This is a genomic window from Streptomyces sp. AP-93 (assembly GCF_022808175.1).
Classification (GTDB): domain Bacteria; phylum Actinomycetota; class Actinomycetes; order Streptomycetales; family Streptomycetaceae; genus Streptomyces.
Window position 1 is genome coordinate 36,537 of the sequence record NZ_JALGBX010000037.1, and the last position, 26,895, is coordinate 63,431.

General features: G+C 67.1%; 23 protein-coding genes. 6 read left to right on the forward strand and 17 right to left on the reverse strand.

Annotated features, from left to right (window positions below):
• Nucleotides 1-88: 88 nt before the first annotated feature.
• The 12 genes from MTF69_RS38995 to MTF69_RS39050 all read right to left on the reverse strand — a co-directional run bounded on the left by MTF69_RS38995 (nt 89) and on the right by MTF69_RS39050 (nt 14,781).
• Nucleotides 89-1,855: an AAA family ATPase gene (locus MTF69_RS38995; protein ID WP_243341441.1), complete on the reverse strand. Its 1,767-nt coding sequence runs from the start codon at nt 1,853-1,855 to the stop codon at nt 89-91.
• A 675-nt stretch (nt 1,856-2,530) separates the two neighbouring features.
• Nucleotides 2,531-3,073 (reverse strand): hypothetical protein, encoded by a 543-nt coding sequence (locus MTF69_RS39000; RefSeq protein WP_243341442.1) that lies wholly within the window; start codon nt 3,071-3,073, stop codon nt 2,531-2,533.
• A 147-nt stretch (nt 3,074-3,220) separates the two neighbouring features.
• Nucleotides 3,221-5,500 (reverse strand): relaxase MobL, encoded by a 2,280-nt coding sequence (gene mobL / locus MTF69_RS39005; protein WP_243341443.1) that lies wholly within the window; start codon nt 5,498-5,500, stop codon nt 3,221-3,223.
• A gap of 94 nt (nt 5,501-5,594) precedes the next feature.
• Nucleotides 5,595-6,623 (reverse strand): hypothetical protein, encoded by a 1,029-nt coding sequence (locus MTF69_RS39010; RefSeq protein ID WP_243341444.1) that lies wholly within the window; start codon nt 6,621-6,623, stop codon nt 5,595-5,597.
• A gap of 20 nt (nt 6,624-6,643) precedes the next feature.
• On the reverse strand, nt 6,644-7,165 hold the full coding sequence (locus MTF69_RS39015) for a hypothetical protein (protein ID WP_243341446.1): 522 nt from the start codon (nt 7,163-7,165) through the stop codon (nt 6,644-6,646).
• Nucleotides 7,166-7,228: 63 nt separating this feature from the next.
• Nucleotides 7,229-7,939: a hypothetical protein gene (locus MTF69_RS39020; protein WP_243341448.1), complete on the reverse strand. Its 711-nt coding sequence runs from the start codon at nt 7,937-7,939 to the stop codon at nt 7,229-7,231.
• Nucleotides 7,936-8,724, reverse strand: a complete 789-nt coding sequence (locus MTF69_RS39025) for a hypothetical protein (RefSeq protein ID WP_243341449.1) — start codon at nt 8,722-8,724, stop codon at nt 7,936-7,938. The genes MTF69_RS39020 and MTF69_RS39025 overlap by 4 nt, the downstream gene beginning before the upstream one ends.
• Nucleotides 8,725-8,798: 74 nt before the next feature.
• Nucleotides 8,799-9,500, reverse strand: a complete 702-nt coding sequence (locus tag MTF69_RS39030; protein WP_243341450.1) for a hypothetical protein — start codon at nt 9,498-9,500, stop codon at nt 8,799-8,801.
• Nucleotides 9,497-10,480 carry a hypothetical protein gene (locus MTF69_RS39035; protein ID WP_243341452.1) on the reverse strand — a complete coding sequence of 328 codons (984 nt, stop codon included), beginning with the start codon at nt 10,478-10,480 and terminating at the stop codon, nt 9,497-9,499. Before MTF69_RS39035 ends, MTF69_RS39030 begins: the two co-directional genes overlap by 4 nt.
• Nucleotides 10,481-10,677: 197 nt before the next feature.
• Nucleotides 10,678-12,660 (reverse strand): phage tail tip lysozyme, encoded by a 1,983-nt coding sequence (locus tag MTF69_RS39040; protein WP_243341453.1) that lies wholly within the window; start codon nt 12,658-12,660, stop codon nt 10,678-10,680.
• Nucleotides 12,661-12,946: 286 nt separating this feature from the next.
• Nucleotides 12,947-14,251, reverse strand: a complete 1,305-nt coding sequence (locus MTF69_RS39045; protein WP_243341454.1) for a hypothetical protein — start codon at nt 14,249-14,251, stop codon at nt 12,947-12,949.
• A gap of 137 nt (nt 14,252-14,388) precedes the next feature.
• The gene (locus MTF69_RS39050) at nt 14,389-14,781 is read right to left on the reverse strand and encodes a hypothetical protein (protein ID WP_243341455.1); all 393 of its coding nucleotides are present in this window, start codon (nt 14,779-14,781) and stop codon (nt 14,389-14,391) included.
• Between the two features lie 422 nt (nt 14,782-15,203).
• On the opposite strand from MTF69_RS39050, the gene MTF69_RS39055 reads away from it, so the two are divergent.
• The gene (locus MTF69_RS39055; RefSeq protein WP_243341456.1) at nt 15,204-15,713 is read left to right on the forward strand and encodes a helix-turn-helix domain-containing protein; all 510 of its coding nucleotides are present in this window, start codon (nt 15,204-15,206) and stop codon (nt 15,711-15,713) included.
• 431 nt (nt 15,714-16,144) lie between these two features.
• Complete coding sequence (locus MTF69_RS39060) at nt 16,145-16,306, forward strand: hypothetical protein (RefSeq protein WP_243341457.1); 162 nt, start codon at nt 16,145-16,147, stop codon at nt 16,304-16,306.
• A 105-nt stretch (nt 16,307-16,411) separates the two neighbouring features.
• On the opposite strand, the gene MTF69_RS39065 is transcribed toward MTF69_RS39060, so the two are convergent.
• The gene (locus MTF69_RS39065; protein WP_243341458.1) at nt 16,412-16,585 is read right to left on the reverse strand and encodes a hypothetical protein; all 174 of its coding nucleotides are present in this window, start codon (nt 16,583-16,585) and stop codon (nt 16,412-16,414) included.
• Between the two features lie 807 nt (nt 16,586-17,392).
• On the reverse strand, nt 17,393-17,698 hold the full coding sequence (locus tag MTF69_RS39070) for a DNA-binding protein (RefSeq protein ID WP_243341459.1): 306 nt from the start codon (nt 17,696-17,698) through the stop codon (nt 17,393-17,395).
• A gap of 878 nt (nt 17,699-18,576) precedes the next feature.
• On the opposite strand from MTF69_RS39070, the gene MTF69_RS39075 reads away from it, so the two are divergent.
• Together MTF69_RS39075 and MTF69_RS39080 are read left to right on the forward strand one after the other, a co-directional pair.
• Nucleotides 18,577-19,947, forward strand: a complete 1,371-nt coding sequence (locus MTF69_RS39075; RefSeq protein ID WP_243341461.1) for an integrase — start codon at nt 18,577-18,579, stop codon at nt 19,945-19,947.
• A complete protein-coding gene (locus MTF69_RS39080; protein WP_243341463.1) occupies nt 19,944-20,984 on the forward strand; it encodes an NUDIX domain-containing protein in 1,041 nt (346 codons plus the stop codon). Before MTF69_RS39075 ends, MTF69_RS39080 begins: the two co-directional genes overlap by 4 nt.
• A 63-nt stretch (nt 20,985-21,047) precedes the next feature.
• Here the strand turns inward: MTF69_RS39080 and MTF69_RS39085 are convergent, their stop codons facing one another.
• Complete coding sequence (locus tag MTF69_RS39085) at nt 21,048-21,764, reverse strand: MBL fold metallo-hydrolase (protein ID WP_243341465.1); 717 nt, start codon at nt 21,762-21,764, stop codon at nt 21,048-21,050.
• 98 nt (nt 21,765-21,862) lie between these two features.
• Nucleotides 21,863-23,227 carry a dipeptidase gene (locus tag MTF69_RS39090; protein WP_243341466.1) on the reverse strand — a complete coding sequence of 455 codons (1,365 nt, stop codon included), beginning with the start codon at nt 23,225-23,227 and terminating at the stop codon, nt 21,863-21,865.
• A gap of 337 nt (nt 23,228-23,564) precedes the next feature.
• On the opposite strand from MTF69_RS39090, the gene MTF69_RS39095 reads away from it, so the two are divergent.
• Nucleotides 23,565-24,830 (forward strand): geranylgeranyl reductase family protein, encoded by a 1,266-nt coding sequence (locus tag MTF69_RS39095; RefSeq protein WP_243341473.1) that lies wholly within the window; start codon nt 23,565-23,567, stop codon nt 24,828-24,830.
• A gap of 555 nt (nt 24,831-25,385) precedes the next feature.
• Here MTF69_RS39095 and MTF69_RS39100 read toward each other — a convergent pair.
• The gene (locus tag MTF69_RS39100; protein ID WP_243341468.1) at nt 25,386-25,844 is read right to left on the reverse strand and encodes a nitroreductase/quinone reductase family protein; all 459 of its coding nucleotides are present in this window, start codon (nt 25,842-25,844) and stop codon (nt 25,386-25,388) included.
• A gap of 148 nt (nt 25,845-25,992) precedes the next feature.
• Between MTF69_RS39100 and MTF69_RS39105 the strand changes: the two genes are divergently transcribed.
• On the forward strand, nt 25,993-26,691 hold the full coding sequence (locus MTF69_RS39105) for a TetR/AcrR family transcriptional regulator (RefSeq protein WP_243341470.1): 699 nt from the start codon (nt 25,993-25,995) through the stop codon (nt 26,689-26,691).
• Nucleotides 26,692-26,895 lie beyond the last annotated feature (204 nt).

Genomic DNA, 26,895 nt, shown 5'->3' on the forward strand with positions numbered 1-26,895 from the left:
TATCGACGTCCTGTCGAAGTAGGCAACTATAGGATATGAAAGGGCTATTGACTCGTGAGTCAACCAGTTCGCGCCGTCCTTGACTGACTCATCGCACCGCACTGACCTCGACGTAGGCATCGGAGCTCAGCAGGTTCTTGTCGTCGCTGACCAGGTCGCCGACGACGTCGATGCGAATCCGCTGCTCCGAGGGATGCTCGTTGAGGAAGGTCGCCACCGCGGTGGTGACCTCGTCGGTCAGCTTCGCCACGGCCGCACGTGCGCCACCAGCATCGGAATCGGTGTCGCCCTTGTCCTCGATGAGGTACTGCAGGACCCTCGAATCGACGTCGACCCGCACGTTGTGCTTGACGAACACCTCCTGCACCATTTGGCGCAGCTTCTTCCGCACGATCTTCTGTTGCGTCGGCAGCGACAGCGGCTGGAAAGGCACGATTGCGTCGATGCGGCCCAGCAGCTCGGGCGGGAACCGGTTGTCGCCCGTCGTCGAGGAGATTGAGCGGCGGATGAGCTTCTCGTACTCCATCAGCTGCTTGCCCGAGCCGGTGTCGTCGGCGGCGTACTGCGAGATGCTCTTGTAGATCTCCGAGCCGGCGTTCGTCGTCAGAACTATGTACGTGTTGAGGAAGCTCACCTCGCGGTTGTTGTCGTCGTTGAGCCGGCCGTCGTCGAGCACCTGCAGTAGCACGCGCGTGACCATCGCCGAGGCCTTCTCGACCTCGTCGAAAAGCAGCACAGCGTGGGAGAGGTCCCATACGCGCTTAGTGAGCTCGGAGCGGAAGGCCGCGAACGACGAGTCCTCGGCGTACTCCGTCATGTCGAACCGGATCAGGTGCCGCTGGTCGTCGCCGAACAGCAGCTTCGCCAGCTGCTTGGTGAGTTCGGTCTTGCCGACACCAGTGGAGCCCGTGAACAGCAGGCTCGCCATCGGCTTTCCCTTGTCGTTGAGATCCGCCACCGACAGCTGCAGACGACGTGCCACCGCGCCGGTTGCCCAGTCCTGGCTGAACACCTTCTCGTCCAGCTGCTTCTTGATCCTCGCGCCGTCGACCTTGAAGGCCACGTTGACGTTCAGGGTCTCCATGAGCACGTCCGAGAGCAGGTCTCGGTCCATCGGCCGGTGCGTCAGGCGAGTCCAGCCGACCATTGAGTCGAGCACGAGAATTGACTTGCGCGGCTGGGCGCTGGCCGGCATGTAGCGCTGGGTGTACTCGTAGATCTGCCGGAAGATGTGGTCGTCGTAGAACTCGTCAGCCACCCCGTACCGTTCGGCCATGCCCTGCAGGATCTTGATGGTCGTCGACTGGTCCGGCGGGTTGAGGTTGATGCGCTGCAGGCGCTCGACGAGCGGCTGGTTCGGCGAGATGTGCTTGTGGAACTCCTCGTAGGTCGTCGCCGCGATGATCCTGATGCCGCGGGTTCCCGAGGTAGCGAGGACCGGCTTGATCGCCTCGACGGCGGCGTCGGAGAGCTGAATGACCTGGTGGAACTCGTCGATGAAGAGGACCAGTTCGTGCTTCTCGTCCTTGACGAAGTCCTCGGCCTCGTCGAAGAAGCCCTTGAGGATCGCGGCCATGTTCTCGGCGGTGCCCGCCTCGGAGATCATGCGCGCCGGATCCACTTCGAGGTAGAGACGGTCCTTGTCTACCAGCATCGTGGCCTGGACCAGGGCCGTCTTGCCCGTGCCCGCTTCGGCCAGCAGGAGCGCGTTGCATAGTTCGGGACGGCTCATCGAGGCCAGCAGCTGTGTCGTCTCGTGCTCGCGGCCGACGATGTCGCGCTTGGCCTTCTTCAGTGGCTCCGAGAGCTTGGACAGGAGCCGATAGCGCTCGTTGAGCTGTGCCTCTTGAAACATGCCGCGCAAGACCTCTCGACTGGACTGGTAGTTCAACTGGAAAATCAGTCAAAATCCTATCATGAGTCGCATTTGATAGGGCATTCAATGAAAGCGTGAAAGGGTTCCTGCGTGGACTCTGGGGCCTTTCGTTCTATGCTCGGGTCGCAGGTCGCTTCACCTGCCGTGCTCGGGCTCGCTGCCCTCCGGCGTCTGGGGCTGCTCGAACTGGTAGTTGAAGCGCTCACCGGCCGAGGCCGTGTTGGGCCCCGCTGTGCCAACCTTGTCCATCACTCAGCCCATAGGTCTGACCAGGTCCGCGCCGAACGAGGGCTGCGCCTTCGGCGCGTCCGCGGAGGGGATCATTCCCGGTAGTGGCGGCTCCGCGGTCTGCGGCTAACGCTCGCGCACCACCGGGTTGAACCGCGATCCCGGCTCACCTGATGCCGGCGCCGATGGATAGCTCTGGCGTGGCCCGCCGTGCGTGCTTGGCCTGGCCTGCGAGTTCGCCGCCAGAGCCGCGTCGGCTCCGGTGCTGTCGTGCCCGACATCATCGCCTGGAACGCTTCCTTCGCCGGGGCCTCGCGAGCGGCTTCCTCTTTCCGGCTCGTGTCCCGTGCAGCTGAAAGGCCCCTGGAATGACATCCAGGGGCCTTTCGGGTAAGGCTTGACTCGGCCTCGGCCTCGGCCTCGGGCTCAGCCGACCGCCGGCTCGTCGACCTCGACTGCCTGCTCCTGCTCGCCTCCGAGGGCCAGGGCCTGAGCCTGCGCTTCCTTGGCCGCGGCCTGTGCCTCGCGGGCGGTGCGCATGGACGCGAACTGGTTGTTCAGCGTCTTGTCGTCGACCTTGAACTCGGAGGCCTCGACGGACTTGGTGTTGACCACCAGGCCGGTGCCGCGCGTCGCGGGCATCACGTTGCCCTTGAAGCCGTAGATGGTGCCGACCTCGTTGCCGCCCTTGTCCAGGATCGGCTCGGTGTTCGGCCCCGCGGCCTTGACGATCTCCTCCATTTGGCCGGTGGAGTACGGAGCGCCGTTGTTGTAGCGGACCTTGCCGTCCTCGCCCTGAACCCGATCGGACTTAAGATGCAGGTTCGTCTGCTCCGGACCGCGCGGATCTCGGGCGTCGATCTGGACGTCGGCGTACTGGGACTTGCCGTCCTTGGTGCCGCCGTTTTTGTAGACCTTCGCGATGAGGTTGACTCCGGTCATCGCTCCCTTGCCCTTGAGAAGTGCCATGACCTCTTCCTTCCATTTGTTCCGACTGCCCCTCTGGCAAGTCGGCCGTGATCAGTCGCATCGTCCGGACAAGGGATTGAGTCCTGCCGAACGCTCTTCACGCTAATACTGCTATAGAGCATTCGACAAGACTTTCGACTGGTCTTTCTAGTCACGTTCCAAGTCGGTCGAGATAGAAGGCGGCTGTGAGTCGAATCCCATCCCGGCATCCGCTGTGGTCGCAGCCTGATCGACCTGGGCCTGGACCCGTACGACGAGGCCGGCGTCCAGCGACGAAGCCTTGGACCGCCGCATCGGCTCGGCCCTCTTGCGCTCGGCGCGCAGCTCGGCGATCCGGGAACGCAACACGAGCGAGCCAGATCCCTCGTCCGTCTGCTGAGGCGTCAGCTCCCGGGAGACCCGTGTCATCGCCGCGACATCGTTGACCGGCAGATCGGGAATTGCCTCGGCCTGGCCGGACTGGTCCAGGTAGTCCATCGCCGCCAGCAGCATCCGCCGGCGATCCCTGGTCGTCTCAACGAAGTTCCGGCGTGCGTGTGGCCCGATCTCGACGTCGGTGACGAAGTCGTAGCCCAGGTGGTGCAGGTCCAGAGCCTTGACCTCGTCGAAGTCATACGCGGCACCGGCAACAATCTCAAAGTCCGTGCTGACCGCCTCGGTCTCCGTACTCGCCGGATCCTCGCCACCCCACCCCACGCGCAGCACCAGGCCGGAGGAAGCAAGATCGGTCCGCAAGCCGTCCAGCTTCTGGTCATAGGACTGCTTCATCGTCCAGATGCGCGCGTCCAGCACCGCCCGGCCGCGCTTGCCCTCGGTCAGGAGCCTGCCGCCGGGCTGATCGTAGATTGTCCGGCCTAGGTTCTCGGCTTCCTCGGGGTCCTTCATCCGCTGCAGGGAGGCATCCGCGCGCAGCGCCATGAGCGAGAGCAGCCGCTGGCCGTAGGTCGCCACCTCCTGCTGCTGCTCGTACCACTGGCCGGCGTCCCCGAGGAAAGGCAGGAAGCGCCTGTACTTGCTCACCAACCGCCGGTGGTAGCCCTCCTCGAAGCGGTAGAAGTCATAGAGCGGGCGCGAGTCCTCAGCGGCCACGCCGGCCTTGTCGGCCTGTTCCCACTGGTGCGCGAGGTCGCGGTAGACCCCGGCCTTTTCCTGGTGGTGCTGCAGACGTGAGGCGTAGCTGCGCAGCCGGAAGCCGAAGGAGACCAGATCAGCTTCCGCGTTCTCGTCGTTCCCCTGCCGATCCGCGGCCAGCGCCGCAATCTGCTGATAGTCCATCCCCATGACTTCGAGCATCGGTGTGCGCACCCGCAGCTCGGACTCCGGCATCGCCCGCAGAATCTGGTAGACGCCGTTGACGGCGCGATCCGTGATCTGTACGCGTCCCTGCTCGACCAGCTTCTGCCATTCCTCCGTGCTCAGGGACTCCTTCGCGCGGCGCTCGTTGGTGTAGTCCACGATTCGCTCCATGGCCTTCGACATCGGGGACCCGGCACGTTCGAGCTGCTCCTTCACGAGCTCGGTCACCAGTTGGTTCGCCTTGCGCATGCGAGCGTCGTTCGAGCCGGCGCGCCACAGGGTTCGATCCGCAGGTAGGCAGGCGAGCAGGAACTGCGGCAGAGACTCGGCACGGATTCGCTCGTGCGCCCACCGCTTGATGAAGGTGATGACGTTGCGCCGTTCGTAGCCGACGGCGCTGGAGAGGTGAGCCACCGCCTGCTTCTCGTCGAGCCAGGCATCGACGCCGCGGCGAAGCCGGGACTTGTGCCGGTCCAGCAGCTTGCCGCGCTGTGTGCCGTTCTTCGTCACCTGGCCCCGGCCGCCGTCGACCATGGCCAGGTGGCAGTGCACGTGCTCGGTGTCGACCTGGATGACCCCGACGTAGCGCAGGTCGTCGAAGCCGCTGCTGCCCGAGCTCATCCGCTCCAGCCCGTGCATGATCGCCATGCGCAGCTTCATCTGATCGATGTGGCCGCGGTAGTCACCGCGGGTTTCGCAGCGGAAGCCCTCGTCGACGATCTTGTGCTTCCGCAGGTACTCCTCGTCGAAGGACAGCACGGTCTTCAATACGGTGTGCCCGGCGTCGAAGAAGTGCTGGATGTCCTGACTGGCCGCCTTGAGTTGCTCGTCGGAGAGCGAGACCGAGCCGTAGCCGAAAGCCACGCCGCCTTTGCCCTGGGCCTGGCGCATCTCATGCTTCGCCGCGCTCCGCGAGATACCGACGCGGTCGACGGCGGACTCCCGCGTCATGTAGCGCAGGATGAAGTCGTCGGTGCGCAGGCGCTGGATCGGAGCCAGTGACTCCGTTGCCTGGTCGCGGGCCATGTACCGGGTGACGTAGTCGCCCGGCGTCGCGCCGCGCGATCCCTTGCCGCCAGGCAGCGGCACGCTGAACTCATTGACGATCACGATGTCCTGCTTCAGGCCCATCGTCGCTCTCCTTCCTGTCTCGGTACCGATGCACTACGGCCCCGGCTGCTGTCCGCCAGCAACCGGGGCCGTGATCCTCATGCCTGATCCGTCCTCAGGAACCCAAGCCCTCCTCGTAGTCCTCGCCGAAGTCGAGATCGGCCGCACGCTGGGCCACCTGGCGCTTGCGCTCGTCCAGGCTCGGAACGGGCTTGACCTCACGTCGACGGGTCTCCTGCTCCTGCTCCTCCAGCTCCAGGTCGAGATCCAGGTTCAGGTCGCGCTGCGCCTCACGGGCCGGGACCGGGGGAGCGAACGGCACCTTCTGCTCTTCGGCCCTGTGCAGTGGTGCAGCCACGCGCTTCCGGTAGAGGTTCTCCGTGGTGCCCTCGGTGCTCGCACGCTCGGTCTGGTACTGCTCCCGTTCGGCGGCGATCTCCGCCTCGATCTGCTGCAGGCGAGCGTTCATGCCGTCGACAACCGGCACTGCCTCGGGCGCGGGCGCTCCGACGATCTGCTTGACCTCGGTGTCCAGGCCCAGCTCGTCCTCGGTGAACAGGGAGTTGATCGCGTCCGAGCGTGCTTTCAGCCCGCGTGCATCGACCACAGCCTCAGTTCGAGGGACGCCGTCCTTGGAGTGGTCGGCGAAGTAGCCAGCGAGGTCGTAGCCGCTGGACTCGAGATCGATCTCCAAGCCCCCGATGCCGTGGATCTGGGTGAAGACCACGGGCGCATCGTCTTCGGTCTGTGCCCCTGACGGAGCGAGCATGAGCATGTCCGCCGTGGCCGGCAGCTCCCACTCGATCCCAGTGACCTGCTCGGGCACGGCGAAGCCGCTCGTGAAGTACCCCTTGCTGGCCAGCACGACCAACTGCTGGTCATCGAACTCGTAGAAAGCATCGACCTTCTCGCCCTGGCCGGGGGAGTAGGTCAACTGGGAGATGCCGAACGGCAGTGCCTTGGCCGGGGTGACCGAGCGGAGCTCGCCCGTCATGTGCAGATACGGGCGGTAGTTCTCCTTCTTGCCCCGGTGCTTGAGGTCGAGCGATTCGACCATGACGCCGAGCTCGACGGTCACCCCCTCCAGCCGGTACGTCTCCACCCCTCGTTCACGCAGGACACGGTGGGCCCAAACGTCGTTCATTGTCAGCCCTGCGGTGCGCATCACTTGCTCCTCTTGCGGTTGGTCTTGCTCTCGTTGGCGGTCCTGGTCGTGGACTTCGGTGTGATGTCGGCCCCGGTCGCCTCGCCCCGGGCGTCCCGAATCTTCGCGATCATCCGCGTTGCCCAGCGCCACATGCCGCGCATCACGACGATCTCGCCCGCGGCGAGGAGTGCGACCAGGAAGAGGAGCGGCATCAGCCACATGGCGATGGTTCCGTCAGCACTGAGCGCGCCCCGGGATGCGCCCGACTGCTGGTGCAGCCATGCGCCCAGCCGCGGGATGATGACCATGGCCGTGATGAACGCCAGCAGGTAGTCGGCGAGAACGACGATGGCCCGGAAGAACCCTGCCCACATCACGACGGAGAACCTGCCGGCCTCCTTCTTCGGGGCCAGACGCCGCCATCCGGTGCGCAGCTTCGAGTCCGTCTGCGCCTTCACGGGCTTCGCCGTGGTCTTCGCCGTCGCGGCCGTGCTCGTCGGGGCGGTCGTCTCGGTCTTCTCCAGGGTCTGGGTCAACATGTTCGTGTCCTTACGTCTCGTCGGGGTCTTCTGGGGTGCGTGCTGAAGCGGCGGGCGCTCCGTTCACCCGGTCTGCTTGGGGGAGGGCTGTTCCTCGCTGGCGGCAGCGAGGGTGTCGCGGGACTTGCTGGAGGCCCGATAGGCGTCCAGCGACGTCACCGTGCCGTCCTGAGAGGTGGAGTAGGTGAAGACCGCGAACTCGCCCTTGGCAGCGCTGTTCTGATCCGGTCCAACGCGGATTGGATCGAGCTGGGCCACCCCCGTGTAGGAGTAGTTCAGTCCCTGCGCCCGACTCACATCAATGTCCAGATCAGCAAGCGTGTACGTCGCCCCAGCGCCCTTTGCGGCTCCGGTCGCCGTCATCCAGTCCGGCACGAACTCGGTGAGTACCCGGGACTCGTGGTCGAGGAAGCCGTAGCGGGCGTCGAGCAGCATCTGCTGCTCCTTGACGGTCCGGGTCGACGCCGAACTGTCGGTGAGACTGAGCAGAAGGGACCGGCCCGTCGCCCTGTCACGGTTCACCCGCTCGATGTCCATGCCCGGCAGCTGGGCCAGCAGCACAGCGTGTTGCGTCGCCAGCTTGGTCTGGGCGTCGCCGAGGTTGCCTTCGAGCTTCTGGACCAGTGCATCAGCCTGGGTGTCCGTCGCGGCCGGGCCGTCGCTGAGCAGGCTGGAGCCAAGCGTGAACACCGAGAGCGCGAGTAGCGCCCCGGTGCCACCGAGCAGGATCTTCCCGGCGTGCTGGCGCAGCTTGTCCTTGATCTCCTCCTTCACGGCGCCTTCACCTCCTGCTTCAGGCCCTCGCCCGTGGCCGTCGTGCCGGTCTGGATGTTCACGAACGCCTTGCGGACCAGGCCGTAATCGGCGCGGGCCCAGGCCAGCACCGCCGGTTTCACGCCCGCACCCGTCCCGGTCTCCATCGCCAGCCAGGTCACCGTGATGGTGCTGTCGGCGTTGACCAGGTAGGGCACCTGGGCGATCCACTCAAAGCCGGAGTTGAAACTCATCGGGATCCCGACGCCAGCCGCCACGTCCTTGTCACTGGCGAGCAGATACCACGGCCCCATATCCGCCTGGTGCACCGAAGGGGTGAAGTAGGGGATGAGGTTGCGAAGCGTCGACTGAGACGTCGCCGTGCCGAGCTTGCCGCCATCTGCCGCAACGCTGGGAGTCAGGTAGCGGTAGTCGTTCTGCAGCTTCGCGACCTGACCAGCCGCAGTCAGGGCCGCGGTCAGACCACGCTCGGCGTCGTCGGCCTTCGGCAGCGCCGCCGTCTTCGCCTCAGTGATCCTGATCTGCTCCTGCAGAGAGGAGATCTCCGGCGCAGCCGTATCGTTCACCGCGCCCTGACCGCCGGAGAACCCCGCGGAGAGTACGAAGCACAGCAGTGCGCCCACACCCATGCTCACGCAGGCCACGAGGGTGCGCTTGCGCAGGCCGTCTGCGGGCTCCGTCTGCTCAGGAGTATCCGCGCCCTCCGGCGAGGACGCGGACGTCGCGACGAAGCACGTCTTGCGCACCGCGCCCCCACCCGACTCACCGGTCTGTGTCGATGCCATTAGTCCCCAACTCGCCGTTTCACTCAAATATCAGAACAACTCTATCAATAAGGCGAGTCGAAAGGGAGTCCGGATCATTTTGAATAGCGAGTCTCGCCACTCGCTGGGGTACCGGAGGGATTCGAGACCTTGCCCTGGTCGTCGACCGTGACGAAGAGCAGCGCGCGCCGGTGTGCCGTGACACTGGCTTTGCTCGCCTTGTTCTGCGATGCCGCGTCGGAAGTGACCTCGACGTCGGCCAGGACGGCGTAGGTGTAGACGCCCGCCTTGGCGTCGATGACCTCGATGTCCGTATCCGCGCCGAGGGCCGAGTTCAGGCCGACCGTGTCGATGTAGTAGTAACGCCGCCCTTGGGAGTCCTCGTTGAACCGTGATGGAGGCATGAATGACTTCAGGAACCTCTCGTTCTCGGTGAGGCCGAACCGGCTCTTCAGGCTCTCGCGTGCCGCCTCGTAGCTCCGTCCCGAGTCCCACGTGAAGGCCATCGAGAGCAGCGACTTGATGCGCTCACCGTCGGTGCTCAGCCGGTTCTGGCTGACACCCAGGGCCGCCATAACGTCCGAGTTCACCTGGGCGGTGTTCTTCTTCTGGATGCCTGCCAGCTGTCCCTCGACGTCGTTGATCTGGGCTTCCTGCTCAGCCAGGGCCGCGTGCTGGCTGCTCCAGGTCATGCTGGCAACCGTTGCGACGACCGCGAGGACCGCTGCTGTCACCAGGACCGAGAGGTTGCGCCGGAAGGATCCCCGCCGCATGGGTGCTGCCGTCTGCTCCGTCATCGCTTCCCGTCCTTCTTCTGTGTGCCCGTGTCGCTGAGTTCAGGGACTGCGGGCCCAGCCGGCATCTTGGTCGCGCGGTTCTCGTACTGAGCCCCAGCGGCAGTCACCACGAGCGCCAAGTGCTCGAAGGCCCCCGTCGGCCCGTTGCGCACGTAGCGCGCGCTCGCCCAGGCGAGCACCTCGCCGCTTTTCGTGTCCCGGCACAGCCAGACGACCTTTGCCTGGCTTGTCGCGCCCGAGCCGTCCTTCGCGCTCAGATCGGGCATCACCGTCTCGGCCTTCCATGCGTACGTGCTCGGGGCAGCTGCGGTCTGACCGTCGTAGCGGATGTACCAGGCGTGGCGCGGATCGATCTCGGTGGTCGCATCGAACGGCGTCAGCGACGAGGTGCTGTACGCCTCCTTGTCACTGACCAGAAAGGAGCCCTTGCTGAACAGCGGGGCCATGTCCCGGCGGTGCTTGATGATCTCCAGCGTGGCCTGGTTCGGAGCCCCGTTGTTCGGGCTGGGTTGAACGCCGGCCTGGTAGTACAACGTGGCGAAGGTCTGCTCTCCGGACGCGACCTTCTTCGCATCGGCGGCTGCCGCCTCGGTGAGCTTGGACAGCTGCGCGCCAGCGTCAGCCGTCACGGGCGTGGACTGGGCGTCATCCAGATGCTCCTTGAGCTGGGTGATCTGGACCTCATTGTCCGCCGCGCTCGCCTTGAAGCTCTCGCCGGCCACGCCGGTGGCGACGACCAGGGAGAGGATCCCGACCCCCATCACCGCGGTCATGCTGCGTCGGATCAGATGCGCGTTGTCCTCCGGCCTGCGTGCCTGGACCCGTTCGCGCTGGCGCATCGTCCAGCCTGCGAAGCGCTCTTCGAGCTCAGCTCCGGTGACCTTCTTGCGTGTCTTCGGTGCCGCGGGCTTCTCCTCGGACATCGACCCGGCCTCCCGCTCGGGACTCGTGCTCTCGGACCCGTCATAGATTGTCGTCACCGAACGCACTCCTCACTCCATGTTGCTCTCATAAACGACTCAAGTCTATACAGAAAGGCATTCGTGACCGAGTTTGAATCTATTCAATAAGGGTGTAGGGAAGCGAAGCTGACACGCAGGGCCTACGCCGGACATGAAGAAGCCGGTGCCCAGGTCGCCCGGCACCGGCTTCTCGCTCCCAGGTCAGGTGCAGACCATCAGACCGTCTTGATCTTGTCGGAGGGGAGCATCGAATCCGACATGTCCACGAACTTCCAGCCCTCGGCAGCCATCCGCGCCGCACTGTCGACGCGAACCCGACCCATGTAAGCGCAGTAGCCGGCCTCGCCGAGGATGACCTTGTCGCCCTGGACGCCGAGCACCACGAGAGTGTGGCCGGCGGGGGCCGAGCCCGGGCTGGAACCCACCGAGTAGGCCGCCGGGGTCGAGGACATCTGCTTGCCGGTTTCCCTCGCAATCGTGTACGCCGTCTCCTTGCCGTCGCCGGCCGGGTAGGTCTGGAACGTCGTGTACTTGTTCACGAAGTAGGTCGAGAACGACACGCAGTTCATCGCGTGGTTGCCGTTGCAGGAACCCGGGCCGCCGCCCGGACCGTACCGGTCATCCAGGAACTTCCCACCCTCCATGTTGAAGAGGTCGACGAGCGCCTGAGCCTCCTCCTGAGTCATTCCGCCGTCCGTCAGCGAGACGGAACTGCCGCCCTTGGAGGCGCAGTTGCCCCGGATCGTATTGATCCCGTCCACGATGTTCTCGATGATCCCGCCGACGATGCTCTCGACGACGCCCACGATCGAGCTGTCGACCGACCAGCCGCTCATCTTGCCGAACCACATCTCGGCCTTGTCGCCGCGTGCGGCGAGTCCGGCCGCGCCGTCAGCGGAGCGCTCCCAGTTCTCGTGGAAATGCAGCGCTGCCGCACGCGGTGAGCCCTGCGACTTCTTGAGCATGTCCTTGAAGACCGTGACATCGCCCGGGTTGTCACCATCGACGATGAAGGCCAGCTGAGCCTTGATCGTGAACCAGTCGACGCCCTTGCTCTGCGCGTACTGGCGCAGCAATGTGTTACGGCCGAAAGTCCACTGCCCGAGCCCGATGCCGTTGTCCGTGTTCTCCGCGGCGCTGGCCTTCGCGGCGGTCATGGCGTACGTCCCTGCGGGGAAGTTCTGCACGCTGGTCGGATCGATCCCGGACTCTTGTGACCAGTTGCCGAGGATGCCTGCGATGTTGTCCTTCGGCATCCCCCAGCTGCTGAGTACCGAGTAGATCTCCTTGGCGTTCTTCTCCACGTCCGCCGGGACGGTGGCCCCGGAGCCGTTGCCGACGCTCCCCGCGTTGACGACGCACGCTGTCCCGTTCGCGTTGATGCGGCCCTCGGTCTGTGCGATCGAGCTGAGGACGCCGGTGAGGACCGTGCCCAGCAGGGCCAGGCTGGCCGTCATCGCCGCTACGCCCGACATCGCGGCGGCGACAGGGGCTGTCGTTGCCGTGACGGTGATGCCCAGGGCCGTTCCGGCCGCGTTGGCTATGTAGCTGCCGATCGCCATAAACGGCGCAGCGATCGCGTGGCCGATCGTCTTGAGGATGTGGACGAAGAGTGTCCATAGCAGCTTCCCGGCGTTGACGGCCATCGCCATGGCGGCAAAGAACATTGACTTGAGCCAGTTCAGGAAGGCCATGGCCATGACCACGCCCATGGCCGGCGGAGCAGCAGCCGCACCACCACCGACGGCGACGCCCTTGGCCACCTTCGAGCCCAGGCCGTCGTCGTCCTTCGACGCACCGCGCTCGTAGCCCGTGCCGCCGGCACCCAGCTCGCGCTGGTTGGCCAGCTTGGCGTCCGGGCCGCCACCGGTGACCTTGGACGCGCCCTTGATCGCGTCCTGGGCCCCCTCGATGCCGACGTTCTTCGCTGCGCCAACGGCAGCTCCCGGGAGCCCGCCGGTCTGTGCGCCGGCCACGGCACCGGAGACGGCAGCTCCCGCGTAACGCCCGGCGTGACGGCGGGTCGCACTGCTGCCGTCTCCCTCGATCGCCTTCTGGGCCGCGCCTCCGGCCATGTTCCCGGCGACGCCGTTCATGCCCTGCTTGATCTTCGACCCGGCATTCGCGGCACCGGCCGCTTCACCTGCGGTCTCTGCGGTAATTGCCGCGTCCGGCATCTTCGACGCGGCCTCCGGCATCTTCGGCGCAGTGTTCGCCGCACCAGAAGGACCAGAAGAGTCAGCTGCCGGGGTCGGGAGCTGCTTGGGTACGCCGGTCTTGCCCTCGGGAGGCCTCTCGATGCCCTCCTCAGGGCCGAGACCCTTGGTCCCGCGACCCTGCCGGGGCATCCTCTGACTCACCGACGCGCTCGGCTGGTCCCTCGGCTTCCCCTTCTTGGGACTCCGACTCGGCTTGTCGGTGGCCATGTCGTTTTCCTTTCCGGCTCAATGCCAGGTAGGGGGATGTATCACCTACTCGCTGCACTCAATGCAGCGTTGTGAGGAAGTTCTTGTCGTCGCGGATGGTGCTGTTGGACTGCACGTCCCGCAGGTTCACGTCCAGTCGGAGTAGGTCGAGCGAGAGGTCCGACTCGTACTGAGGCTTGTTCTTGGAGTAGTTCTGATACGCCTGTGAGAGGTTGTTCATGATGTTCATGAGTGGGCGCATCGTCACGTCAGAGGACTGGTAGTCCCTGGTGAGGCTGGTGCCGTCCGAGAGGATCCACTGCATATCTGAGATCTGCTGGTTTGTCGGGTCCGAGCCCCCATCACGCTTCTTGGTGAAGAACTGGGCATAGCTCTGTCCGGCTGGCACCAGGGCGTCGAGGTAGCCGTCGTAGACGTTGCCTGCACGCCAGTTGAGGTCGAAGCCGCCCGGGGCGACGTGCTTGGTCTGCAGCGCCAGCGTCGAGACGCCGTCTTTGGCCTCGGCCGAGGAGACACCCGTGATCTGGTCGGTGGCGATCGAGACCGGAACGGTCGGCGGACGCAGGAACAGGCCGTCGATCTTCGTCATCTGTAGGTCGGATGTATAGGACTGGATCTGCGTCAGATTCGTGCGCATCTCGACGAGCTTTTGGTCCAGGGCATCCCTGGCCTCGGCCTCCTTCTCCTTGAGCGCGACCTCGTGATAGGCCTGCGCAGGGTCGAAGGTCAGAGCGTCGAGCGCCGCGATCTTGTGGACCCCGGACGCACCGGGGTTGAAGAAGACCCGCCACTGGTCGTACTTGGAGAAGGTCTCGTCGCCGGCCAGCTTGCCGCTGCTCTGCGTCTGCTTCGCTCCGGGAGTGGCGAGTTCGGCGTTTGCGCGGACCGTCAGGTTCAACACCTGTCGGTCGAAGGGCTGGTCGGCGTTCAAGAGGACCCCGACGTAGCCGGTCGAGCCGAAGGCGTAGAAGGAGCCCTTGATCCCGTTGGTGCTGACCGGCTCGCTGTCCAGCGAGGTGTCCGATCCGAGCAGGAACGCCTTGTAGTCCGCGGCGTTGTACGAGATCTGAGCGGTCGGGCTGAAGTGCATCATCACGAGCGCCTTGTTGCCGCTCTTGTTGGTATAGACCCCGTCGACGGTGCCGTCGAGATTCGTCTTCGACGTCTTGAAGTCACTGGTGTACAGCGCCGTCTGCGACAGCGAGTCACGTCCCGCCTGGTACACCGAGGCCCCCGATGCGCTGATCACGATCGTGCCCGTGACTGCGAAGACGCCGAAGAACACGCCAAAACGCTCGATCGCGTGGTGCGAGTCGAGCTTGAACTTCCTGCTGAAGGCCAATGCCTTGTCCTTGATCCCCACGTTCTGCTCTCTCTCGTGCCTGCGCTGTGCTGCGGGCCCGGATATGGCGAACCGGGCCGGAGGAGGCCTGCACCTCAACCGACCCGGTTCGCTCGACGCCTCTGTCCCCGGTCGTGTGCACGGTCTGTGACGGCCTCTTACTTGGAGGGGCCGCTCAGGAACCCGCTGACCTGATCGGCGGTCGCGACGATCACCGTGCCGCCGCCGAGGTCCGTGATGGTCTGCTGGCCGCCGGAGCCGATCGTCTCGATCAGTGACCACCCGCCGGTGGTCAAAGCTCCGCCGACGAGAATGAGGAGCGCGACCGTGCCCCAGCCCTGCTGATTGCCCGCGGACTGTGGGTTGGCCATCAGCTTCTTGATCAGGAGCACGCCGCCCCAGATCAGGCCGACAACACCGAGCAGCATGAGCAGCAGGCCGCCCCAGTCTTGGATCTGAAACTTGGCGTTCTGCAGAAAGCTCGTCAGGTCCCAGGCTGCGCTCGGCAGGGAGGTCTGCGTGAGAACGGCTGCCTCGTAGATCGTCGTCATGATTCTTTTCCATCCCCTTTCGAATCGTCGGCGGCATGCCAGTGAGTCACGAGATGGCAAGTGCAGCTAGCCCACTCGGATGAGCACTGGTGGAAGGCTCGATTGGTCGGTGACCTGATGTCGACCGCCCCGCCGACTCGTATATGTGTACATCTGTAATGGCTAATCTACCTCATTAAGTCGATGGATTGCAGAGGTGTCGAAAGGTCTATCGACAAGCAATCGGGAGGGACTCGGAAACGAGGCGAATCGACGTCGCGATGCGTGATCGCAGGCCGCGGTGTGCTCCTGTGGAAGGCGCAGTGTGGGATGTGTAATGTGCTGCCCCAGCACTGCTGCGACGCTGGCCTGCTCGTTTTCGAGGCGGGCCACCCCCACACGCCCCGCCGATCGCGATCTTGACCAGGAAGTGTCAAACCGACATGAACCCACTGCCCGGGGACCTTTTCGCCCGCCGACTTCGTCAAGAACGCGAACGCCTCGGCATCAGCCAGGCAGAACTGGCGCGCCGTATGGCCGCACTGCTTGGCACGAACGTTGACTCCACCGCCATCACGCGCATCGAGCAGCAGACCCGTGCGGTCAGGCTCGACGAGGCGGTCACCGCCGCCGAGGCTCTCGGGGTTCCTCTGATCACACTGGTCAGCGATAACTACGCCCGGGAAAACGAGGCTGAGATCCAGAGCCAGCTCGCCGAGCTCGCCCTCGCCGAGCAGGAGTGGGAGAGGCTGCGCCAGAAGATCCACCGGATCACCCAGACGATCCAGCAACTCTCCGCAGAGCGGGATGCCTTCCGCTCGCACGCGCTGGACGTCAACCCTGAAACCGCCGGCGACTACGAGCTCGACCCTGAGACCCAGGCCGCTCTCGATGTCCGGATGCGTGATGTCCGCAACAAGCCGGCCGGAGAGGTCGCAGGCTCAGGCGCATAACGCTGTTGCGGGCAGCCGGGCTGCATTCCCGGTCGTAGGCGGTCACCGTCTCGGGTTTCCACCACCGGATGCCTCTGGCTGAACTCGCGGCCACGGGCCCGACATCGGACCACGACCGCGCCGGCCGTCGACCTAGTCCCTGGAGGGATCGAGCTCAGTGACCTGGAGCCCCTGGACGGCTGCCGCTGGAGGGGTGTGATGGGTCTGAGCGCGGCGCGTGATGCCGCAACGGCGCCAGGCGGACTTCGATGCCTGGGCGTCCTTCAATGTCCGGATAACCTTCAAGTTGGTTCCACGCCGCTCTCGTACGGGCGATCGCGGACTGAGGGGCGCTTCGCCCTTGAAGCGGAAGCTGCGATCTTCGCCCGGGTGGACGAGGGGCAACCCCCACATCGCCGAGATTCTCGAGCGGTACAGCTAGGCTCGTAGGCATGGCAACCGACTGGGAGAGCATCCTCGGCGCAAGCGGCATCGGCCTCAACGATGCCTACGACAGTGCGGTCTCCGCTGTTATCTACAGTGAGGATCCGGGGGACGATCGCCGGCCATTCCCAGTCGGCGAAGAGCACGACGACTCAGACGGCCTGCGCTGACCTCGGCGCACACGACAACGGTGTATGGCCGCCGCACCCGTGCTGATGCTGCTCGGTACGGAGGATAGGCGAGCGCCCCGTCGGAAGACCTTGGGCGCTCGTGCGTCACGCGGCCTTGACCAAGTTGGCCCGGGTCGCTCTCTCCCACTCGACCAGGAGTCGTTGGTACTCCGCCGCGCGGCTGGGGGTGTCGGGCCCCTCCATGAGCTGGCGGATGGCCGCGTTGATCCGCGCAGCAGCAGGGCGCAGCCTTCCGTGAGGCGGGGAGGGCGAGGGCATTGGTAAAGCGTACGGTCCCGCACCGACAACGGTCGTCGGCTTCCCGCAGTGGGGGCTTGACTGGCGCTCGGGCGGCTGCTCCCCGCGAAGGCACGGACAGTCGACTTCCGGACTCCGCCCGTGCCTTCGCGGGGGTTTCAGTGGCGGATGCCGTCGAGCAGGTCGCGTGCGCCCTGGCGGAGCCGGTGTTCGTCCTCACAGAAACGGCGCGGAGTGCGGTGCGAGGTCCTGGCCGAGCAGTTCGAGAGGGCAGGCTGTTCGGTGACCTTCCCGCGGCCTCCGCACGGTACCCGGGAAAGGGGCGTGATGATCGTGTCCCACCTCGCCACGAGCCCGCTCCGGCTGCCGTTGGACTACCTCCCGCACTGGGGGACCGCCGTGACCGTGGAGACCGCCAGGGGCCCCTGGAGACCGTCGGGGTGTACGTGCCGTCCCGCGACCAGACGGAGGCGAGGTTCCTGGAGGGCCTGGCCGCCGCGCTCCCCACCGGGGAGGCTGCCACTGCCTGGTCCTCGGGGACTTCAACATCCTGGAGCCGGAGCACGTCCCGAAGTACCGCACGTTCCGGGACTGGCGGTCCGATGTTCCGCTCGAACAGCCCGGCCGCCTGCATCCGTACCGTCTCACGGCGCTGACGCCCCCGCAGGAGTGAGCTGGCCCCCATTCGGATGCCTGATACACCACGGGATGCAAACAACACCCCCAAACTCATCAGGCACTTCAAGGAGAATCACTTTCACGAGCCGAAGTCAGTAACTCCTCGTCACCCAGCGACGGTGCATCGTTGCGGGCGGCGTGTTCGTCTGATCAGGGGGCGACGGGCGTCTTTGCAGTCGCGCGGCGAGGAGTGCGTCGGCGCGGCATCGGCTGCCCCGTACGTGGGTCGCCGGCCGAGCGGGCGGCATGGATCGCGGCGCGCTGCTCGCGGTTGGTGATGATCCGGCCGCCGCGGCCGGTCCGGCCGCAGAGCGTGGAGCGGTTGCGAAGGAAGCGGCGCAGCCACGAGACGGAGCACTTCAAGACATAGGCGGTCTCCTGGACCGTCATGTACTCCTGTGCGGGGTCTTCGGGGGCAGTGGGCGCGCCGTAGAGCTCATAGGCCTTGGTGGCCATCGTCATGTCCTTTCAGATTGATGTGCTTCGTCCGGATGCGGCGCGAGGTGGTCGTCGCCGGTGCCGAGGGCTGATGGTGATGTGTGGCCGGGCTGATGTATCCACGAGTGCCGTCTTCGAGGTGGCTGAGGCGGCTATCCCCGTCTGTGGTGCCAGCTGTGTACGCGTTCCGTGCAGCTCGTCTCCCGGTCAAGCTTGCAGGTCAACGGCTGGTGCACCCCAGCAATCTAACCTTAGTCAGTCCCAGTTGTATAGATCTAGATAGCCTTCCAGCTGTCTATCGAATGAGCTGTACTGTGTAGTCAAATGGATCTGCATGGCCTTGTCCGAGGTCTTGTGATCGGGAGTTGGCCTGTCTCGCGGATGGGCCTAGCTGACCAAGGCCGCCCCCGTGAGGAGGTGTGTGGGGACTCGGATCTCGCCCGACTTGCGTCACGTGTCAAGGCGAACTGGCTAGAGCTCTACCCCTCGCGCCTTGCGGCTGCCGAGGCGGCGAGGTAGCTCCAGGGTCATGTGGCGACAAGTCGGGGAGGGGGGAGATGTTCGGGCGGTGGCCTATGTGGAGGTCGACCGGGCGTGCGGGTAGCTGTGGGGCTGTATTGCAAGGACTGAAGGCTTCGCTTCAATCCCCGTACAATCTCTGCGCCTTGCCGCGGCTGAAGTAACAGGAGGGACGGTGTGCGTCCTGCCTCCGGAGTTGCCGAAGGTCGCGTGGTCCGAAGGTGCGTGAGGCAGTTAATGGAGGCCCAGGGCCGTGCTTGCCCGTCCTGCCGAGAGTTCCCGGTCGGGTGTTCAGAGTGGGACGGGTGGCGGACGGGACCAGCGGATGGAGTGTCCGCCGGCGCTCGCGCATCGATCGTCGAAGTGGGAGATTACAAGTGCCGTACACGGAAATTCGCGGGAACAGCATCCGCGTGAAGTGGTGGACCGGGCAGTACAAGCTGGACGATGGTGGCAAGCCGACAACCACGAAGCTGTACGGGTCCGCGTCCAAGAATCTGGACGGCATGCCGTTCGCGGATGAAGATGAGGCGTTCACCTTTGGCCTCGACCGGGAGTCCGACGTCCGGAACCATCGGGGCCGGAGGGCGGCCACCCCGATCAACATGGCGGACTACTGCGACCTTTGGTTCAAAGGGGTCAGCCTTCGCAGCAACTCCATGTTGTCGTACAAGTCCCGGCTGTCGGCTGTGATTCGCCCCTATTGGGCGCACAGTGCGGTGGACGAGATTACGCCCATCCAGTACGACGCGTTCAGGAAATTCGTGCAGGCCAAATACTCGCACAACTACGCGAAGGCGGTACTGGGTACATTTAAAATGATCATGGATGATGCGGTAGTGAAGTACAAATACCGCGAGGAGTCGCCCATCGTGGAGCAGAAGCGGCGAGGCCTGTACAAGAAGAAGCAGGTGCGTCGAGTCAAGCGGCAGCTGTCCACCCGATCCGTGCACCAGTTGGCCCAGAATGCCTACTACGTATGGGGATTCGCTGGCTGGACCTATATCTGGACCATTGCCTTCACCGGACTGCGGCCGCCGGGCGAGATGTTCGGACTGCAGCGAGGCTACGCCTCGCCGTATTGGCCCGCCTCCGAGCCGGACGCCGAGCTGCGCGTGGAGGCCCTCCAGCGGTACGAGTCCCTCCACGCTCTCCGAGTGCAGTACCAGACCTATCGGGTCGACAAGAGGGCGGTGCTGGCTGCGCCGAAGTACGACAGCTGGAGGACGATCGTCATCCCACCGTTCCTGCACGAGATGCACCAGGCCCTCCTGGCGTCGCACGACCAGCCGTGGGTGTTCCTGTCGGTGCAGGGCAAGCCGCTGTTGAGCACGAGCTTCAAAAACACCTACTGGTTTCCGATCCGGGACGGCGCCGAGGAGCGCGCGTCCCGGCCTCGGTACGAACGGTGGGCCCGGCCAGAGCTGCCGGCCGTCGAGGAGATGGCTGGAGAGGACATCTATCGGCTGCGGCACTGGCACAAGGCGAAATTGGATGAGCCGGGCGACATCCCAAGGGTGGCAGTCGAGGAGCGGATGGGCCATGAGCTGCCGGGAGTGGAGGGAACCTACAGCGAGGTAACACTCGCGATGGAGGAGCGGATAGCTGGGTACTTCCAGAGAGTGTGGGAGAAGGAAGTGGTGGGGGCCGGGCTGTGGACGCCGACTTTTCCCATGTCTCTCCCAGGCAGTCCCGCGAATCCGGCTCCGTCGCTGTTCAGCGGCCTTCCCATCCTGGAGTACGAGTGATTGTCTGGATCAACGGCACTTTCGGCGCCGGGAAGAGCAGCACAGCGCGCGAGCTGACCGGCCTCCTGCCGGAGAGCACCTTGTTCGACCCGGAGTTCATCGGTGATGCGCTGCGCGTGCTGCTGCCGCGCAAACGCCTCGCGGAGGTGTCCGACTACCAGGACCTGCCGAGCTGGCGGCGGCTCGTCGTGGACACGGCGGCGGCGATGCTGGCGGAGCTGGGCGGGGTGCTGGTGGTCCCGATGACGCTGCTGCGCCAGGAGTACCGCGACGAGATCTTCGGCGGGCTCGCGGCGCGCAGGATCGCGGTGCGGCACGTGCTGCTCGCTCCGGAGGAAACGATCCTTCGGGAGCGCATCGCGACCCGGGAGGAGCCCGGGGCGGCGGCTGACGTGGACCTGCGGGTGAGGAAGTGGGCCTACGACCACATCCCCGCCTACCAGCACGCGCTGGGCTGGCTCGCGGCCGACGCCCACGTCATCGACAACGGGAACCTGACCGTACGGGAGACCGCCGAGCGCATCGCCGAGGCCGTACGCACCGACACGGCCCGGGTCTGCGACATCGTGCAGACCCCGCAGCCGACGCGCGAAACGGTGGCCGCCGGGGTGCTCCTCTTCGACGACGCCGACCGGGTGCTCCTGGTGGATCCGACGTACAAGCCGGGGTGGGAGTTCCCCGGCGGAGTCGTCGAGGCCGGGGAAGCCCCGGCCTGCGCGGGGGTACGGGAGGTCGAGGAGGAACTCGGACTCGTACTGGAGCGCCTCCCAGAGCTCCTGGTCGTGGACTGGGAGCCGCCGTGTCCCCCGGCGGGCTACGGCGGCCTGCGGCTGCTGTTCGACGGCGGCCGGCTGTCGGCGGCGCAGACGGGGCGGCTGCGGCTGCCCGGCCCGGAGCTGCGGGCCTGGCGGTTCGTGACCGAGGAGGAAGCGGCGGACCTGCTGCCGCAGGTGCGGTTCGAGCGGCTCCGGTGGGCCCTGCGGGCCCGCGAACGGGGCCGGGCGGCGTACTTGGAGGCGGGGCGGGCGGTTCCGTAGCCGGGGGCCCGATGCTACGGAGCCCGGGGCACGGGCCCTACGCCCCGGTCCTACGCCCCGGTCCTACGCCCCGGCCCCGGCTTCCGCCTGCGCTGCCGATTCCGCTGCTGCGAGGAGGGTGGCCGCGGTGTCCGACGTCAGGGGGTCGCCGTGGCCGAAGCAGGCCACCGAAGGGGCCAGGGCGGCTAGTCGGAGCATCGACTCGACGGCTTGGGCGCGGTCCACGTTGAAGACGCCGAGCATCACCTGGACGACACCGGCGATGCAGTCACCCGTGAACAGCACCCCGTGCGCCGCGAGATGGATGCCGATGCTGCCCGGAGTATGACCCGGAGCGTGGACGACGACCGCCCCGTCACCGAAGGGCAGCGCCTCGCCGTCCTCCAACTCCCGGTCCACCCGGGTCGGCGGCGCCTCATGGACCGTCAGTCCATGTGCGTACAGAGGGAGTTCCCAGTCCAGCAGCACCGGCTCCGGGACCGGTTGTTCGCCGCGGATGACGGGCGCGTCGAGCCCGTGCGCCAGCACCTCCGCGCCCCAGCGGGCGGCGAGTTCACCCGCCGCGCCGACGTGGTCGCGGTGGCAGTGGGTCAGGACGATCCGCTCCAGCCGCTCCGGCAGCAGCCCGAGGGAACGTATCGCCCCTTCGATCGCGTCCGCCGAACCGGCGTGGCCCGCGTCGATCAGGGTCAGGGCCGCACCATCGCGCCAGAGGTAGGCCTGGCCGATGGGGAAGCGGAGCATGTGCAGGCGGTCGGGGATGACTTCGACGAGATCCATCACCCGAACGTACGCGGACGAACCACGCCCCCGGCCGAGGTTGCGCCGGTAGCGTGGTTCGCCCGTAGCGGAGCGTCGTGCCACCGCCCCCGACACCGTCAGGCGCGCTTGGACTCCGCGTAGTTGACGAGGAACAGCGCCTCCGTGACCGACAGGCGCTCCAGTTCCTCCGGGGAGACGCTCTCGTTCACCGCGTGGATCTGCGCCTCCGGCTCGCTCAGGCCGATGAGCAGCATCTCCGCGTCCGGGTACAGCTCCGTCAGCGTGTTGCACAGCGGGATCGAGCCGCCCATGCCGCTGATCTGCATCTCCTGGCCCGGGTAGGCCACCTTCATGGCCTGCGCCATCGAGGCGTACGCGGGGCTGTCCGTGTCCGCCTGGAACGGCTGTCCCTGGCCCACGACTTCGAGCTCCAGACGCGCCTTCCACGGGGTGTGCGCCACCAGGTGCGCCTCCAGCAGCTTGATCGCCTCCGCCGTGTCCGCACCCGGCGGCACCCGCAGGCTCACCAGCGCGCCCGCGCTCGCGTGCACCGAGGGGGTGGCACCGACCATCGGCGGGGAGTCGATGGCCAGCACGGTGACGGCCGGCCGGGACCACAGCCGGTCCGCGATCGTGCCCTCGCCGATCAGCTCGACCCCGTCGAGCACCTTCGCGTCGGAGCGGAAGTCGGCCTCCGGGTACTGGAGCCCCTCCCACACCGCGTCCGAGGCCAGCCCGTCCACCGTGGTCGAACCGTCCGGCGCGCGCAGCGAGGCCAGGAGCTGGATCAGGGCGGCCATCGCGTCGGGGGCGGCCCCGCCGAACATGCCGGAGTGCAGATTGCCGCCCAGGGTGTCGATCTTGACCTTCAGCAGGCACATGCCGCGCAGGGTCGCGGTGACCGTCGGCAGGCCCGTACGGAAGTTGCCCGCGTCACCGATCACGACGGCGTCGGCGGCCAGCAGCTCGGGGTGGGCCGTCGCGTACTGCTGGAGACCGCCGGTGCCCTGCTCCTCCGAGCCCTCGACGATCACCTTCACGTTCACCGGCACACCGCCGTTGGCCTTCAGGGCGCGCAGCGCGAGCAGGTGCAGGATGAACCCGCCCTTGCAGTCGGCGGTGCCGCGGCCGTACCAGCGGCCGTTCCGCTCGGTCAGCTCGAAGGCGGGGGAGATCCAGGCCGCGTCGTCCAGCGGGGGCTGCACGTCGTAGTGCGCGTACAGCAGGACGGTCGGCGCGTCCGCCGGGCCGGGCAGGAACCCGTACACCGACTGGGTGCCGTCGGGGGTGTCGAGCAGCGCGACGTCCTGGAAGCCCTCGGCGCGCAGCGCGCCGGCCACCCAGTTCGCGGCGGCCTGGCTCTCGCTCTGGGGAAACTGTGCCCAGTCCGCCACCGACTGGAAAGCCACCAGCTCGGACAGCTCCCGCTTGGCGCGGGCCATCAGCGAGGCGACGGTCTCGGCGATCGGATGAGACGGCATGGGCACGCTCCTCTTGGGTGCGACGTTGATGTACGTGTACGTGTACGTGTACGTGTACGGGGTGCGTATACGTGTCCCGCATGCGCGGGGTGTGCGTATGCGGGCTACGGAAAATGACTCTTCCGATCCTCGCACAACGGGGCAGTCGATCTCGCGCCGTAGGATTTCCCCGGCATCGGAGCAACGGCATGAACCGCATGATCAGGAGCAGCAGCACATCGTGAGCAGCGACGAGAGCGACAGCGGCGACGTACGCGACGCGCAGGCAGGACAGGCCGCTCAGGGGGCGGACGCGCAGACGGCCGGGGAGACCGGCGAGACCGGCGAGACCGGCGAGGTGTGGGACGTGGTCGTGGTCGGGGCCGGGCCTGCAGGGTCCTCGGCCGCGCACGCGGCGGCCGCCGCGGGACGGCGCGTTCTGCTGTTGGAGAAGGCGGAACTGCCCCGGTACAAGACCTGTGGCGGAGGCATCATCGGCCCCTCGCGGGATGCGCTCCCGCCGGGGTTCGTGCTGCCCTTCAAGGACCGCGTCCACGCGGTCACCTTCTCGCTGGACGGGAAGTTCACCCGGACCCGGCGCTCGAAGCAGATGCTGTTCGGGCTGATCAACCGGCCCGAGTTCGACGCGGCGCTGGTCGCCGAGGCGGAGAAGGCCGGCGCCACGGTCCGTACCGGTACGGCCGTCGCGCGGGTGGAACAGCACGGGGCGTCCGTACCCGACCGGCGGACCGTCGCTGTGATCCTCGCTGACGGCGAGACCGTCCTGGCCCGGGCCGTGGTCGGCGCGGACGGCAGCGCGAGCCGGATCGGCGCGCACGTCGGCGTCGAGATGGACCAGGTCGACCTCGGCCTGGAAGCGGAGATCCCCGTCCCGGAGACGGTCGCCGCGGACTGGAAGGGCCGGGTCCTCATCGACTGGGGGCCCCTGCCGGGCAGTTACGGCTGGGTCTTCCCCAAGGGCGACACCCTCACCGTCGGGGTCATCTCGGCGAAGGGCGAAGGCGCCGCGACCAAGCGGTACCTGGACGACTTCATCGCCCGGCTGGGCCTGTCGGGCTTCGAACCGGCGCTCTCCTCCGGACACTTGACCCGCTGCCGCAAGCCCGGATCGCCGCTTTCGCGCGGGCGGGTCCTGGTCGCGGGCGACGCGGCCGGACTGCTGGAGCCGTGGACCCGGGAGGGCATCTCCTTCGCGCTGCGCTCGGGGCGGCTCGCCGGGGAGTGGGCCGTGAAGATCTCCGAGGCCCAGGACGCCGTGGACGCGCGGCGCCAGGCCCTCAACTACGCCTTCGCCGTCAAGGCCGGGCTGGGCGTGGAGATGGGCGTCGGCAAGCGGATGCTGGAACTGTTCGAGGCCAAGCCGGGCCTGCTGCACGCGGCGATCACCGGCCTGCGGCCGGCCTGGCTGGCCTTCGCCCGGATCGCCCGGGGCTCGCTGACGCTGGCCGAGATGGTGCGTACGTACCCGGTGGCGCGCAAGGCGCTGCACGTGCTGGACGCGCGGCAGGCGCGGAGCCGGGGCGGGGCCGGAGCTGAGGCCGGGTCCGGGTCGGGGGCCGGGTCCGATGAGCAGGACGGAGCCCGGGGAGGGGTCAAGGGCTGAGCCCGGGGCCGATCCGAGGGCTGAAGTCGCCGTCCCCGGTGGGGCAACGGCGGCGCCGAGGTGCGGAGTGTGGCGGTCTTGCCGGTTGCCGGCGAGGCCGCCGCCGCGTTTTCGGGGCTGGGGCTGGGGCTGGGGCTGGGGCTGGGGCTGGGGCTGGGGCTGGGGCTGGGGCTGCTGGGAGTGGGCCGGGGCCGGGCCGGGGTTGGGGTTGGGAGCGGGCTCGGGGTTGGGAGCGGGGCCGGGAGTGGGCTCGGGGTCGGACTCGGGTCGGGAGTGGGGCCGGGCTCGGGGTGAGGCTCGGGTTGGGAGCGGTGCCGGGAGTGGGGCCCGGAGTGGGCGGGGCCGGGCTTGGGTTGGGAGTGGGATCGGGAGTGGGCTCGGGGTCGGACTCGGGTTGGGAGTGGGTTCGGGGTGGGACTCGGGTTGGGAGTGGGCGGGGCCGGGAGTGGGCGGGGCCGGGCTTGGGTTGGGAGTGGGGCCGGGCTCGGAGTCGGGCTCCGGCGCCGGTGCTGGCGGGCGGAGGGCGGTGGGCGGCGGGTCGTGCGGGCTGCCGGGTCAGGGGGTGATCGTGATGCGGAAGACCGGGTGGTCGGGGGCGGCGGCCCGGAGCTCGGACTCGGAGGACTTCGCGGTGACCCCGTTGAAGAACCGGTTGACCTCCCAGCCCCACTTCTTCAGGTATCCGCGCAGGACGACGGCCTGCTCGGCGGGGTCGGTCAGCTCGGTGACGGTGAAGGTGTGCACGGTGCGGCCCAAGCGGAGCTCGCCGCCGCCCGCGGCGCGCATGTTGCGGACCCACTGGGAGTGGCCGCGGGCGGAGACCAGGTACCGGGTGCCGTCCTGGGTGTACGGGTTCACCGGGATCCGCTGCATCGTGCCGGAGGTGCGGCCGCGGACGGACAGCTCGGCGGTTCCGGCCACGCTCAAGCCGAGGCGGGCGAGCTTGCCGATGAGGGCGTTGAAGCGGATGTCGAGCGGGCCGGCCTGGACGTAGTACGGCTTGGGCGCGTTCATCGTGGCCTCCGAGGAGTTTGGGAGAGCACTGCTCTCGCTTGAGAACAGTGTGCATGGATCGGCGCTCCAAAACAAGAGCAGTGCTCTCTCAAAGGATCGCCGCTCTCGTTGTTGGGCAGTGCTCTGCCCGCGTGACACACTGGCCCCCATGAGCACCGTGCGAGGGGCCCGGGAACGAGCCCGCATCGAAGTCACCGCCGCCATCAAGGACGAGGCGCGCCGCGCGCTCGCGGCGGAGGGAGCCGCCAAGCTCTCGCTGCGCGCCGTCGCCCGCGAGCTGGGCATGGTCTCCTCCGCCCTCTACCGCTACTTCCCCAGCCGCGACGAGCTCCTCACCGCCCTCATCGTCGACGCCTACAACAGCGTCGGCGCCGCCGCCGAAGGCGCCGACGCCCGCTCGCTCGCCGCCGGCGGCACCCCGCGCGCCCGCTGGGCCGCGGTCTGTGGGTCCGTCCGCGACTGGGCGCTGGAGCACCCGCACGAGTACGCCCTCATCTACGGCTCGCCCGTTCCCGGCTACACCGCCCCCCTCGACACCGTCGGGCCCGCCTCCCGCGTGGGCAACACCCTCATTGGCATCGTCCGTGCCGCCTGCGAGGGCCGTGGCATCTCGCTCCCGCCGCTCCCCGCCGAGCTGCGCCCCGAGGCGGCCCGCATGGCCGCGGACTTCGCCGAAGGCCTGCCCCCCGAGGCCGCCGCGGCCCTGGTCGCCGCCTGGGCGCAGCTCGTCGGACTGATCTCCTTCGAACTGTTCGGCCAGTTCGACCGGGTCGTCGAGGACCGTGGCGCCTTCTTCGCGCACGCCGCCGGACAGCTGGCGCACGGGGTCGGACTGCCCGCCGTATAGGGCGCCACGGGGCCGTGCGGGGGCCCGTCCGGACGAGCCCTGCGGGCCGTACCGGCGGAGCGGGGAGAGTTCGCTTGTCAGTTCCTCGTACTGAAGCAGGGGAATCGGCCTTGGTGCGCCCGGCCGTCCGCCTAGATGAATGAGTCCAAGGGATCGCCTGCGGACATGAGACGAGGGCGTCCAACGTCGATGTGTGACGAACGA